Below are 12,461 nucleotides of genomic sequence, written 5' to 3' on the forward strand. Positions count from 1 at the left end.
GCGTCTTTTTTATTGTTCAGATATAATTACACACAACCAAAACAAGATAACAACAATGCAAATTTTAGACGGAAAAAAAGTAGCCGAAGACATAAAAAATGAAATTGCTGCCGAAGTACAGAAAATGAAAGACAATGGCGAAAAAGTACCACACTTAGCAGCAATAATTGTTGGTAATGATGGTGCAAGTTTAACCTATGTTGGTAGTAAAGTAAAAGCTTGCGAAAGAGTTGGATTTGAATCTACGTTAATAAAATTACCAAGTACAACATCTGAAACAGAATTGCTTAAAAAAATAAAAGAATTAAATGAAAATGATGCTATAGATGGATTTATAGTTCAGCTTCCATTACCAGAACAAATCGATACTCAAAACATCATTATGACTATTGATCCAAGCAAAGATGTTGATGGTTTTCACCCAGAAAATTTCGGAAAAATGGCATTAGATATGAGTACATTTATTCCGGCAACACCATTTGGAATTTTAGAATTACTTGAACGTTATAATGTTGATACCGCAGGAAAACATACAGTCGTTATTGGAAGAAGTCACATTGTAGGAAGACCAATGAGTATTTTAATGGGTAGAAAAGGATTTCCAGGAAACTCTACAGTTACATTAACTCATAGTCATACCAAAAACATTAGTCAAATTACAACTCAAGCAGATATAATAATTACAGCTCTTGGAGTTCCAAATTATCTAAAAGCCGAAATGATAAAAGATGATGCAGTTGTAATTGATGTTGGTATCACAAGAGTTATTGATGAAACTACCGAAAAAGGATATAGAATAACTGGCGATGTAGATTTTGAAATGGTTTCTAAAAAAGCATCTTTTATAACTCCAGTTCCAGGTGGCGTTGGTCCAATGACAATTGCTATGTTGCTAAAAAATACTTTGTTAGCTAGAGAACAAAAAAGAATGAAATTATAATATGATAATTTCTGTTGCAACAAATAATCAATTACCAATAATAAGAGATTTGGCATTTAAAATTTGGCCAGTTGCTTATGATGAAATACTTTCTAATGAGCAATTAAACTATATGCTAGATTTGATTTATAGTATTGAATCATTAGAAAAACAAGTTGAGAAGAGTCATGTTTTTTTACTGGTTAAAGAAAATAACAACTATATTGGTTTTGCTTCTTATGAATTGAATTATAAAGAAAAAAATGAAATTCCAGTTGAAAAAAAACTGAATTTAAATAAAACTAAAATTCAAAAACTGTATGTTTTACCAGAAATTCAAAGAAAAGGAATTGGAAAACATTTAATAAATTATATTAAGCAAATTGCAATTGCAAATGATAATTCGGTATTAATTTTAAATGTAAACCGATTCAATAAAGCTAAAGATTTCTATATAAAACAAGGTTTTACAATTGTTTCTAAAGTTAAAATTGATATTGGAAATAATTATATTATGGATGATTATGTAATGGAATTAACATTGTAATCTTTCTATTTTAAAACAAAATCAAGTTTTAAATCTACTTTTTTAGACACTTTTTTGCTAACCATATTCGGAATTTTAATTCCAAAATCATCAGTGTTTACAGAAAAATTTGAAATAAAAGCTAATCCAGTTGAATTCTTTTTTATCGATGCAATAATATTAATTTCTTTAGTTTTTCCGTGTAGTTCAAGTTTTCCTTTAATGTTATAATTTTTGGATTCGGTTGAAAGTTTAGAATAATCAAAATTTTCTATTTTACCTTTAAAAGTGGCTTTTGGATGTGCATCACTTTCAATATAATTTTCATTAAAGTGTTCTTCCATCAATGCAATTTTAAATCTAAATCCTTTTACTAAAGCCAAAGAAGCTATTTCGCCAGTTTTAGTGTTAATTATACAAGTAACACCATCGTTTTTAGCATTGATTTCTTCAAATGATGGTACAGAAGCTTCAAAGGTAATTGTACCGTTTTTTGTAATTAATTTATTTTGACCAAAAGTGAATAGACTTAAAAACAAAAGAATTATAGTGAGGAGTTTTTTCATATTTATTTTTTTTAAAGTGTTACAATTACTCTGCCAAACCTTCATTTTTCCATTGCTCGATTAAATTAATCGAAGTTTGAGGTAATCTTGGTCCACCATCGGGCATTGCTCCAGATGAACCTTCACTACTAGAAATTCTTTCAAACAAGCTAAGGGTTAAAATTGCATTTTTTACGTTTTCATAAGTTGTTAATGACAATGTTGCTCCATTGGTTGGTGTTGTACCATGACATTGAATACAATTGTTATCAATTATATTTTTTACAGTTGAATTATAAGTAACATTTTGTGACAAATTAGAATCAATTAAATCATCTGTACTATCGTTAGAACAACTACTAAAAAATATTATTGTAAATAAATAAAAAGCATATACTTTAATTTTCATTGTTTTTTGCTTAAAATTAAATAAATTATTTTATAAATTTAAAAAAAAAATATTAGTTTTGAGTGTTTTTATGAAAATGATAAAAATTGTTTTAATAAAAATAATGTTTTTTTGTGATAATATAACTTAGTTAATATACACTAATAATAAATAAACTAAAATATCTTTGTTTTCTAAATTTTTAAAATGAAAAAAAAAATTACATTATTATTAATTGTTATTTTTATTATTGCAATAATTTCATATAATTATTTGTACAAAGAACATAGAAATATTAGTTCAGAATCTGCTTCATTTTCTTTATCTTTGAAACAATTAAAAAATGATTTTGCTCTAAATGATAGTATTGCTAATAAAAAATATCTAGACAAAACTATTTCTATTTATGGAAAAATAACAAGTTTAGATTTATCTCAAAATGTGATTGTAATTGATTCCTCACTTTCTGCTAAGTTTAATTCTAAATTAACTTTAGTTAAAAATAGTGATAAAATTTCTATAAAAGGTAGGTTTATTGGTTATGACGATTTATTAGAAGAATATAAAATGGATCAATGTGAAATTCAAAAATAATCAATGAAACAGTTTTTATTAATTTTAATATTAAATACATTTTGTGTTTTTTCTCAACAGAAAGATGTTTTTACGATTGCCAAAAATGGATCTATTGAAGAAATAAAAGAATTATTATTAACAAATTCAAATGTTCTAGAATCATTAAATGAACATGGATTTTCACCTTTAATCCTTTCTTGCTACAAAGGAAATAATGAAATAGCAGAATTTATTATTAATCAAAAAGTTGATTTGAATTATGTATCTCAAGAAGGAACAGCATTAATGGCTGCAACAGTAAAGGGAAATATAAAATTGGTAGATTTATTGTTAAAAGGTAATGCAAATCCAAATTTAACAAATGAAAACGCAACAACAGCATTAATGTATGCAATACAATTTAAAAATATTGAAATTATTAAATTACTTTTGATAAATAAAGCAGATAAAACAATTCTAGATAAAGACGGAAAAAGTGCATTTGAATATGCTATTTTTTCAAAAGATGAAAATATTATTAACCTTTTAAAATAAAAAGCTATGAAATTAAAAATTACTCTTTTATTAACTTTATTAAGTTGTGCTGTTTTTGCTCAACAAAAATCTACAGGATTAATAACCTTGTCAACAAACATGGCCGCTTCGCTTACATTAGATAATTCAACTTCACAAGTGACTTTAACCTTAACTGGTCCAAATGATCGTTGGTTTGCTTTACAATTTGGTTCATTTACTGGCGGTATGCAAGCAGGTACTGATGTTGTTTATTGGAATAATGTTTCTTTGGTAGATGCAATTCATAATGGAGTTGGTATTGCACCATCTGTTGAATCAGCTAATGATTGGATAGTGATTTCAAATACTAATAATTCTCCATCAGCAGGTCTACGAACTTTAATTTACAGAAGAGCTTTTAATACTGGTGATTCTAATGATTATACTTTTAATTATGGAGATAATAATATAGATTTAGCTTGGGCAAGATCTAATACTGCAGTTTATTCACTTGCATATCATGGAGCAACAAATAGAGGAGTTTTGCTAGATATAGCTACAACTCTTGGGGTTGATAAATTTTCATTAAATAATTCTCAAGTTTATCCTAACCCAACAAGTGGCGATTTCACTGTTAAAACACAAACCTATCTAACTAAAGTAAATGTTTATACTATAATTGGTGCTTTTGTAAAAACAATTGAAGTTGAAGATAATGCAGAAAATGCAGAAGTTAACATTAAAGGTTTATCAACAGGAATTTATATGATTGAACTTCAAAATGATACTGAAAAATCTTGGAAAAAAGTTATTGTGAAATAATTTAATATTGTTTTAAGATTAAAGTTTTAAAAATATTAAATCCATGTTTTTCTAATGATTAATTATTAAAAACATGGGTTTTTTATATTGAAAAAAATAAAAATGAAAAAGATTTTATTATTGGTTTTATTTCCATTTGCACTTTTTGCACAAGATGATTTATTAAGCGAAATAGATACTGTTGCAACAAATGAAAAAGTTGAATCTGCATTTAAAGGTTTAAAAATTGTAAATATAGAATCAACAAAACTTGCTGCCAAAGGAGATTTATATTTTATTGTTGCACATAGATTTGGTTCTGTAAAAAATGGTTTTGAAGGTTTGTTTGGTTTGGATAATGCTATTACACAATTAAAATTTGTTTATGGATTAAACAATTGGATGACTATAAGTGGTGCAAGAAGCGAAATTGCTTATGATTTTTCGGCAAAATATTCTCTTCAACCACAAGTTAAAGATGGTTTTCCAATTGCATTGGTTGGCTTTTCAAGTATAGGTATAAATAATATTTTAAAAGAAAGTAATTATCCCAAAATGCAATTCAATAACAGATTAATTTATGTTTCTCAGTTATTAATTTCAAGAAAATTCAATAATAAATTTTCATTAGAATTGGCTCCAACTTTTTTTCACGAAAACTTTGTAGTTGATGACAATCAAGATAATACTCAATTTTCTTTAGGATTGGGAGGAAGATATAAAATGACAAACCATTGGTCATTAAATGTTGATTATGCTGCTCATTTAAACCGTTCATCAACTTCACCTTACAAAAATCCGCTTTCTGTTGGTGTAGATTTAGAAACTGGCGGACATGTTTTTCAAATGCATTTTAGTAGTTCACAAGGTATTCATGAGTCGGGTTTCTTAGGAAATACTACCGGAGATTGGACAACTGGAGATGTTTTTTTTGGATTTAATTTATTGAGAGTTTTTTAAGAATTTTTAAATATGATTGTAGTTTAAAAAAAAGTTCCATTCAAGAAATTAAATGGAACTTTTTTAAAATTTATTTATATTTATTCTTTCAAGAATTTTTGAGCATAATCTTTGCCATTACTGTCTCTCAATAATAAAATATAAGTTCCAGTCATTAAAGATTCAACATTTATAGAAGAAGTTGAAAGATCAGATTTTAATATCATTTTTCCATTTAAATCATATACTTGAGCTAATGTTAAAGATAAATTATCATTAGCTTTAATATTCAAAATATTTTTAGCAGGATTTGGATATAAACTAAATTCTGAATTTGTATAACTATCAACAGCTAGAGTAGAACCTTCAACAATATGAAGATTTTGGTTTATTGCAGGATTATTAATTGTATCTACAATTCCTGATGGCCATTTTATAATAACTTGAGATATTGCAGTATCTAAACCAAGACCAAAATGAGCATTTAATGTACTCATGAATTCAAATCCTTCGCCACTTCTAATTTCTCTAATTTGTATTCCCCAAGCACCATGAATTTCTATTCTTGTTCCAATTCCGTTTCTATTACTTTGAATACCTTGTAAATCCATTGTAATCCAATTATTGCCATTTGGAACTGCATATTTAATTGTACTTCCGTTTAAAAAATCAAGAAAACCATCACTGTTTAAATCACCAATTGCACCAATATTTAAAGACGAATAGGTTACTGGAGAAAATATATTATTACCTTGATTAAACATGATTTTGCCTCCGCTACCCATAACATCAATTAATCCGTTATTATCAAAATCATAAGAAATATAATCTCTATTTATTGACGTGTTTGTATCCCAACCAGAACCAGCTGTAATATTAGTAAAAGGTTCTTCAACGCTATTAGTAGTATTAAGATTGTTTAAGAAAAATTTGTTTCCAACACTTCCGTTAGAACCAATTAAAATATCCATATCACCATCATTATCAAAATCTGCAATTGCAGAAGACCAAGATTGTATTGGTGTAACATTTATTTGAGCAATTGCTGAAATATCTGTAAAAACGCCACCACCATCATTTCTGTGAAGTTCACAAGGTGGTCCAGAACATTTAGAAATAAACATATCATTATCGCCATCATTATCATAATCTGTCCATAAAGAGGCATAGTTTCCTCCGCCTGGAGTTATTCCTAATGAATATGCACCAGCTGTTACACCAGATTGATAATAAGTAAAATTACCAGTTCCATTATTTAAATAATATACATTTGGAGCAACATCATGACATGAAAAAGCATCTAAATGTCCGTCATTATTAATGTCAATAAAATTTGTTCTTTGACAGAAAATATATTGTCCAGGTGTTGCACTAGTATATGCAGTACCAGTATTATTGGATTTCCAAAAAGAAAGACCATCACCACTACCAAGAAGTAAATCATTATAACCATCTTTATTATAATCACCAGCTGCAATACTCCATGAAGGCATTTTGCTTGTGCCAGTTATTGCAAAATTTGTTACAGTTAATGCGCCAGCAGTTCCTTGATTATGAATCCTTAAGTTATTTGCACTTACTCCAACAATATCATCTTTATGATCACCATTCATATCAACAATACATAAATTATAAGTGCTATTAATTGTAGTAATGTTTTGATTTGTATATGAAATTGGTGTTGGTACTTCAGGAATAAAAGCATTTTCTGTTAATAGGAAAGTAAAACCATTAGAGCTCCATTTATTATCCCATGCAATTATATAAGAGGTACCTGCAAAAACATTAAAAGTTTTAATTGATGAATATGAAGTACCAGAATCATCATCTCCAGAATAACAATTTAAAGTTGTACAAGTTCCTGAATATACATGAAATCTAGTATCAACTCTTGGAGTATTAGCAGCAATATCTGTGCTAATAGTAACTGTGTAGTTTTGTGTAGGTGTATAAACATACCATTCACCAAAAGTTGCACCTGCACCATTATTTGCACAAATTGGTGATGGTAATGCACCATTTATTGGACCAACCACATAATTTCCAGCAACATTTATTGGTACAGCTGTTGCGCATGTGTTTTGTGATTTTACAAATTGAGCAATAAAACAAAGTGCAATAATTAAAGTTATTTTTTTCATTTTTATTTAGTATGTTTTATTCTTTCAAGAATTTTTGTGAATAATCTTTTCCGTTTTCGTCTCTTAATAATAAAATGTAAGTTCCTGTCATCAAAGATTCAACATTTAAAGATGAAGTTGTAAGTTCTGATTTAATAATTAATCGTCCATTTAAATCATATACTTGTGCAGATTTAAAAGTTAAATTGTCGTTGGCTTTTATATTTAATATATTTTTTGCAGGATTTGGATATAAACTAAATTCAGAATTAGTATAACTATCAATTGCTAATGTTGATCCTTCAACAATGTGATTTTTTTGATTTATTGTAGGATTGTTAATAATATCAACAGTTCCTGAAGGCCATCTTATAATAACTTGAGTAATAGCAGTTGCTAATCCAATTCCGAAATGAACATTTAAAGTACTCATGTATTTAAATCCTTCACCACTTCGAACATCTCTAATTTGTTTTCCCCAAGCACCATAAATTTCAACTCTTGCTCCAATACCATTACTATTACTAGCAATTCCTTGTAATGAAAACTTAACCCAATTATTAGCATTTCCGCTATTAATTCTTAAAGTTGTTCCAGATTGAAAATCTAAAAAACCATCATTATTTAAATCACCAACCGCACTTACCCCAAAACCATGAGCAAAAGGTACAAAAACTCCTGTTCCACCTTGATTATACATAATTTTGTTTCCACCACCCATAAAATCTATAAAACCATCATTGTCAAAATCGTAAGCAATGTGTTCAACGTTTGTACTAGTATTTGTATCCCAACCAGAACCAGCTGTTACATCTGTAAATGGTTCTTCGGTTGTATTTGTTGTATCTAGATTATTTCTTTTTAATTTATGTGCTCCAGAACTTGCACCGACTAAAACATCCATATCGCCATCATTATCATAATCTGCCCAAGCAGAAGACCAAGATTGACCAGCATCATATAAATTCATTTCTACTGATATGTCCGAGAAAGTTCCGTTTCCGTTATTTCTGTGTAATTCATCTGGTGGAACACTTCCACACTTTGCAATAAACATATCTAAATCGCGATCATTATCATAATCAATCCATATTGAACCATAGTTTCCACCATTTGCGCTAAGTCCAAGTGAATAAGCACCAGGAGTTATACCAGATTGATAATAGGTAAAAAGACCATTTCCATTATTTAAATAATAAACATTTGGATCAACATCATGACATGAAAAGGCATCTAAATGACCATCATTATTTATATCTATAAAATTTGTTCTTTGACAGAAAATATATTGTCCTGGAGAATCTGATGTAAATGAAGTACCAGTACTATTAGATTTCATGAATGTTAAACCACTTCCGCCACCATAAACCAAATCGTTTTTTCCATCTTTGTTATAATCACCTGCTGCTATACTCCATGATGGTAAATAACCATTTGCGATAGCTGTAGTTGGTAAATCTGTCATTGTAAATCCACCTGATCCATTTTGAACATGAGTTCTAATATTTGCAGTACTTACTCCAACAATATCATCAAGATAATCACCATTAATATCTACAATACATAAATTGTAAGTACTGTTTATTGTACTAATTGTTTGGTTGGTAAAACTTACTGGACCAGTTGGAGGAGTTACTATTGGGTTTTCAATTACTTGAAAAGTAAAACCAGTAGATTGGTATCTGTTTTCAAAAGCAATATAATATGTTGTACCCGATATTGCATTGAATGTTACAGTTGATAAATAAGAGTTTGTATTGCCAGAATTACAAGCAATAACTCCAGCATCATCATCACCAACAAGACAAGATAAGCCAGCACATGTTCCAGTATAAACTTGTAAACGCGTGTCTTTACAAATGTTTATTGTTAAATCGGTTGTTACAGTAACTGAATAATTTTGAGTTGGTGTATAAGCATACCATTCAGCAGCGGTAACTGTTCCAGATCCAAAACATGCAACAGTAGTTGGTGAACCATTTATTGCATCAACCACAAAGGTTCCTGCACTTGTAATTGGCATTGCAGTTGCACAAGAATTTTGGGCAAATGAAAATTGTGAGATTAGAATTAGTAATAAAGTAATTTTTTTCATTTTTATAGTTTGTTTGTTTGGTTTGTTTAGTGATTTAGTAATTTAGTTTTATTATGGACATGGTTCTAAAGAATTAATCCATTGTTCAATTAAAGCTACACCTTCGTCATGAATAATTGTTCGTCCATGAAGTGGCATTCTAAAACTTTCATTGGTTGTATTCAATCGATGATACATCATAGAGCGATTTATATTTCCTGGATTTACAATTTTACTTAATGCTGGATCAAAATCTTGCATGTCTTGAGTTTCGACACAAACACCCATATTTGCTCTGTTGTTTGCAGTTTCGCTATAAGCAAATCTCATTGGTCTGTAATCACAATGTCTATCAGTTTGATGGCAATGTGCGCAATTAATATCTACATATGAACGTGCTCTTTGGTCTAACGATTTTGAAGTGTCGTTATAATCAATAGTTGAATTGTCTGCAGATGGTAAAGTAAAATTATTTTCTAAGTAACCTTCTTCAATCCATTTTGTCAACTGATTTTTAGAAGCTGTTCCGTAATTGTAATTAAAATTAAGATTTTGAGGTTTTATACCAATTGGAATATGTATTGTAATTTCATCTCCAGCTACAATTTCTTTTGCTTTGTGACAAACTATACATTGTTCTTCTGAAGGAATTCTATAATTTGCAGTTTTTATAACATCATTTTCATCTTTCCAGCTTACTTCTGTAAAACTACCAGCTACACTATAAAAAGCTTCGGTTTGTTCTGCATTCCAAATATAATCGGCAAAAATCCAACCTGTTTCCTTTCTTATCATTACACGCGTTTCAATAATTCTCGTTGCACCAACAGGTGTAACATTTTGAACGTTTTCATAATAAAAAGTTTTTATTAAAGCTGCTCCAACCGGCAAGTCTAATACTTTTGTTTCACTAGTATAAGTTGCTCTTGAGTTTTTTGGCATCCAAACAAATCTTTTTTTATGAGCATAATCTGTAAATAATGATGATGCTGGTTCGTAAGGAAGAACATTTAAAGCTGGAATTTGATCTTTTAACTCTCCTTCAAAGAATTTATATTCGGATAATTTACCATAAGGAACTAAAGATAAATTTACTTCTACTGGAGAAACCGGAGTGTAAACATCGTCTTTGTCGGTACAAGATTGAATAAATAAAGAGAAAAGTAGGATAACAAGAAATGAGGTGTAATTTTTTTTCATACGTATATTATAATGCGTTTCAAAAATAAGAAATAAATTATAATATCCTATAAATAATTAGATTATGTTTAAGTAATCATCATAATAATTAACATTCATGAATTAAATTGCTAATTAATTTCGAGTTTAACATTGTAGTTTTTAAGTTCTAATAATGCATTTTCAGATTTATAGTCAAATATTTCTTCGTGTATTTTCTTATCATTTCTTGATTCAATTATCTTTACTGCATAAAAAAACCTGCGTACATCAATAAAGTTCGATAATATTAATCCTGGAACTTTTGTATTATTTCCATTTTCATCTTTGGCAACCATAGTAAAAAAACTAGAATTGCAATGCTTTATTTTTCCAGTTTGAATGTTTTCAGATTCTACTCGTATGCCAACAATCATGGAACTTTTTCCTACATAGTTTATACTAGCTTTCATAGTAACAAGTTCTCCAACTTCAATTGGATTTAAAAAATCTACGGTGTCTACAGAAGCTGTAACACAATAAAATCCAGAAAACTTACTAGCACAAGCAAAGGCAATTTGATCTAATAAAGATAAAATATAACCACCATGAATTTTTCCAGAAAAGTTAGTATGAGAAGGTAACATCAACTCTGAAATAGTGATTTTTGATGATTTTACAGTTTTAAATAATGATTCCATTTATTTTACTTTAAATGGAGAATCTTCTTTAACAACTTCTTTAATATAATAGTTGGTTTCACCCCACCAAGCAAAAGTTCTATAACGTTCTATATAAGTTACTTTTACATATTCTCCTTGCAAATCTTTCATTTGTTGAATTACTGATTGATCACTATCCATAATAGAAAATTTAAAAATTTGTGCACCAGAAATTCCTTGACTCAATTCGCCTTCCCAAGTTTTAAAAACATAACCTTTTTTACTAAATTTTATCAACTCTCCAGATCTATTTCCTTCGCTATATGTTGCATAATATACAAAAGAAAAATAAGCAGTTAGTAGCAAAGCAAGTGCTAGTACAAAATAAATAATAACTTTACGTAACATAGTTTTTGTTTTATAATCTGAATTAGTTTTCAGATTGGGTTAAATTAATTTCAGATTCATCAGAGTTTTCTATTGCATTAGCTCTGTTTATTATATTTTCGGGAAGTGCTTTTTTGGCTTTTGCTCCCATTTTTTTTAATTTTTCGACACTTGTAATTAGGTTTCCTTTTCCATCAACAAGTTTATTCATTGCACCTTGATATTCTATTTTGGCTTCGTCCATTTTTTTTCCAATTTTTACTAAATCAGATACAAAACCTTCAAATTTATCATATAATGCTCACCTCTAAGCCGCAACGCATTGACCAGCCGCGCGCTGCCAAGCTCTTCAAGGCTTGGCGCAAGAGTCTTCGAGTATCCCAGGCCACCGGTGTACCGTCAGGAAACCAGGTTTCGCAGCGCAATAAGCCCGTGCTCGCATCCCAAGGCAAACTCAATAGGGTGAGGGGATCGGCGCGCAACAAAACGTTACTGGCTTGTGCGAAGCGCTCCAAGCCAGTGAAGGCTTTCAAGGCCTGGAGGTCAAATACCGGGAAGGCAGTTTTGTCGGCATGGTCCTTCAGCATCAAGGTGCCGGCCATGCCCACGCCGCTGTACAAGGCGCGCAGCGCAGCAGCTTTCAAGAGCGTCTTGCTGCGCAAGGCCCCGTGGAGGTCGCACCAGGTGAAACGGATGCGCTCGAAGCCTGCCGCTTCGATACGACGAGTCAGGTCAGTGTAGTCGGTTGCCTGCATTGGAGCGGTGCTAGCCAAGGTCAAATACAGTGTTCATTTGAGGCTTTCAGTCTACCGTTTTCGCATTAAGGCTTAAAGCCGCGGCTGGCCTCAACCAAGTGGCTTTTGTGCGTTTA

At 29.9% G+C, this 12,461-nt stretch carries 14 protein-coding genes and 1 pseudogene; 6 read left to right on the forward strand and 9 right to left on the reverse strand.

What is annotated here, in order from left to right; translation table 11 throughout:
• The first annotated feature begins 55 nt into the window (after positions 1 to 55).
• Positions 56 to 940, forward strand: a complete 885-nt coding sequence (locus ACH2BO_RS13690; protein WP_395045308.1) for a bifunctional 5,10-methylenetetrahydrofolate dehydrogenase/5,10-methenyltetrahydrofolate cyclohydrolase — start codon at positions 56 to 58, stop codon at positions 938 to 940.
• A 1-nt stretch (position 941) separates the two neighbouring features.
• Positions 942 to 1,466: a GNAT family N-acetyltransferase gene (locus ACH2BO_RS13695; protein ID WP_395045295.1), complete on the forward strand. Its 525-nt coding sequence runs from the start codon at positions 942 to 944 to the stop codon at positions 1,464 to 1,466.
• 5 nt (positions 1,467 to 1,471) lie between these two features.
• Here ACH2BO_RS13695 and ACH2BO_RS13700 read toward each other — a convergent pair whose 3' ends face one another.
• Positions 1,472 to 2,011, reverse strand: coding sequence for a YceI family protein (locus ACH2BO_RS13700; protein WP_395045296.1), 540 nt, complete (start codon positions 2,009 to 2,011; stop codon positions 1,472 to 1,474).
• A 25-nt stretch (positions 2,012 to 2,036) separates the two neighbouring features.
• Positions 2,037 to 2,399, reverse strand: a complete 363-nt coding sequence (locus ACH2BO_RS13705) for a hypothetical protein (RefSeq protein ID WP_395045297.1) — start codon at positions 2,397 to 2,399, stop codon at positions 2,037 to 2,039.
• A 186-nt stretch (positions 2,400 to 2,585) separates the two neighbouring features.
• Between ACH2BO_RS13705 and ACH2BO_RS13710 the strand changes: the two genes are divergently transcribed.
• The 4 genes from ACH2BO_RS13710 to ACH2BO_RS13725 all read left to right on the forward strand — a co-directional run bounded on the left by ACH2BO_RS13710 (position 2,586) and on the right by ACH2BO_RS13725 (position 5,210).
• The gene (locus tag ACH2BO_RS13710; RefSeq protein ID WP_395045298.1) at positions 2,586 to 2,972 is read left to right on the forward strand and encodes a hypothetical protein; all 387 of its coding nucleotides are present in this window, start codon (positions 2,586 to 2,588) and stop codon (positions 2,970 to 2,972) included.
• A 3-nt stretch (positions 2,973 to 2,975) separates the two neighbouring features.
• Positions 2,976 to 3,488, forward strand: coding sequence for an ankyrin repeat domain-containing protein (locus ACH2BO_RS13715; RefSeq protein ID WP_395045299.1), 513 nt, complete (start codon positions 2,976 to 2,978; stop codon positions 3,486 to 3,488).
• 6 nt (positions 3,489 to 3,494) lie between these two features.
• Positions 3,495 to 4,271, forward strand: a complete 777-nt coding sequence (locus ACH2BO_RS13720; protein WP_395045300.1) for a T9SS type A sorting domain-containing protein — start codon at positions 3,495 to 3,497, stop codon at positions 4,269 to 4,271.
• A gap of 102 nt (positions 4,272 to 4,373) precedes the next feature.
• Positions 4,374 to 5,210 (forward strand): DUF5777 family beta-barrel protein, encoded by an 837-nt coding sequence (locus ACH2BO_RS13725; protein ID WP_395045301.1) that lies wholly within the window; start codon positions 4,374 to 4,376, stop codon positions 5,208 to 5,210.
• Positions 5,211 to 5,290: 80 nt separating this feature from the next.
• Here the strand turns inward: ACH2BO_RS13725 and ACH2BO_RS13730 are convergent, their stop codons facing one another.
• From ACH2BO_RS13730 to ACH2BO_RS13760, 7 genes and pseudogenes are all read right to left on the reverse strand, one after another.
• Positions 5,291 to 7,330 (reverse strand): FG-GAP-like repeat-containing protein, encoded by a 2,040-nt coding sequence (locus ACH2BO_RS13730; protein ID WP_395045302.1) that lies wholly within the window; start codon positions 7,328 to 7,330, stop codon positions 5,291 to 5,293.
• A gap of 16 nt (positions 7,331 to 7,346) precedes the next feature.
• Complete coding sequence (locus ACH2BO_RS13735) at positions 7,347 to 9,404, reverse strand: FG-GAP-like repeat-containing protein (RefSeq protein WP_395045303.1); 2,058 nt, start codon at positions 9,402 to 9,404, stop codon at positions 7,347 to 7,349.
• A gap of 51 nt (positions 9,405 to 9,455) precedes the next feature.
• Positions 9,456 to 10,583, reverse strand: a complete 1,128-nt coding sequence (locus ACH2BO_RS13740) for a hypothetical protein (protein ID WP_395045304.1) — start codon at positions 10,581 to 10,583, stop codon at positions 9,456 to 9,458.
• A 110-nt stretch (positions 10,584 to 10,693) separates the two neighbouring features.
• Positions 10,694 to 11,242: an acyl-CoA thioesterase gene (locus tag ACH2BO_RS13745; RefSeq protein WP_395045305.1), complete on the reverse strand. Its 549-nt coding sequence runs from the start codon at positions 11,240 to 11,242 to the stop codon at positions 10,694 to 10,696.
• Positions 11,243 to 11,611, reverse strand: a complete 369-nt coding sequence (locus tag ACH2BO_RS13750; RefSeq protein WP_395045306.1) for a 6-phosphogluconate dehydrogenase — start codon at positions 11,609 to 11,611, stop codon at positions 11,243 to 11,245.
• A 22-nt stretch (positions 11,612 to 11,633) separates the two neighbouring features.
• Positions 11,634 to 11,891, reverse strand: a pseudogene (gene rmuC / locus ACH2BO_RS13755) (DNA recombination protein RmuC); the annotation flags it as partial.
• Positions 11,881 to 12,345, reverse strand: coding sequence for a hypothetical protein (locus ACH2BO_RS13760; RefSeq protein ID WP_395045307.1), 465 nt, complete (start codon positions 12,343 to 12,345; stop codon positions 11,881 to 11,883). The pseudogene rmuC and the gene ACH2BO_RS13760, both read right to left, overlap by 11 nt.
• Positions 12,346 to 12,461: the final 116 nt, after the last annotated feature.

It is taken from the genome of Flavobacterium sp. (assembly GCF_043773265.1).
Classification (GTDB): Bacteria; Bacteroidota; Bacteroidia; order Flavobacteriales; family Flavobacteriaceae; genus Flavobacterium.

Bases quoted from the DNA above. Each gene is read 5' to 3' on its own strand.
- ACH2BO_RS13725 (WP_395045301.1), top strand. From the start codon at position 4,374: ATGAAAAAGATTTTATTATTGGTTTTATTTCCATTTGCACTTTTTGCA.
- ACH2BO_RS13720 (WP_395045300.1), top strand. From the start codon at position 3,495: ATGAAATTAAAAATTACTCTTTTATTAACTTTATTAAGTTGTGCTGTT.
- ACH2BO_RS13710 (WP_395045298.1), top strand. From the start codon at position 2,586: ATGAAAAAAAAAATTACATTATTATTAATTGTTATTTTTATTATTGCA.
- ACH2BO_RS13715 (WP_395045299.1), top strand. From the start codon at position 2,976: ATGAAACAGTTTTTATTAATTTTAATATTAAATACATTTTGTGTTTTT.
- ACH2BO_RS13750 (WP_395045306.1), bottom strand. From the start codon at position 11,611: ATGTTACGTAAAGTTATTATTTATTTTGTACTAGCACTTGCTTTGCTA.
- ACH2BO_RS13760 (WP_395045307.1), bottom strand. From the start codon at position 12,345: ATGCAGGCAACCGACTACACTGACCTGACTCGTCGTATCGAAGCGGCA.
- ACH2BO_RS13730 (WP_395045302.1), bottom strand. From the start codon at position 7,330: ATGAAAAAAATAACTTTAATTATTGCACTTTGTTTTATTGCTCAATTT.
- ACH2BO_RS13695 (WP_395045295.1), top strand. From the start codon at position 942: ATGATAATTTCTGTTGCAACAAATAATCAATTACCAATAATAAGAGAT.
- ACH2BO_RS13700 (WP_395045296.1), bottom strand. From the start codon at position 2,011: ATGAAAAAACTCCTCACTATAATTCTTTTGTTTTTAAGTCTATTCACT.
- ACH2BO_RS13705 (WP_395045297.1), bottom strand. From the start codon at position 2,399: ATGAAAATTAAAGTATATGCTTTTTATTTATTTACAATAATATTTTTT.
- ACH2BO_RS13745 (WP_395045305.1), bottom strand. From the start codon at position 11,242: ATGGAATCATTATTTAAAACTGTAAAATCATCAAAAATCACTATTTCA.
- ACH2BO_RS13735 (WP_395045303.1), bottom strand. From the start codon at position 9,404: ATGAAAAAAATTACTTTATTACTAATTCTAATCTCACAATTTTCATTT.
- ACH2BO_RS13740 (WP_395045304.1), bottom strand. From the start codon at position 10,583: ATGAAAAAAAATTACACCTCATTTCTTGTTATCCTACTTTTCTCTTTA.
- ACH2BO_RS13690 (WP_395045308.1), top strand. From the start codon at position 56: ATGCAAATTTTAGACGGAAAAAAAGTAGCCGAAGACATAAAAAATGAA.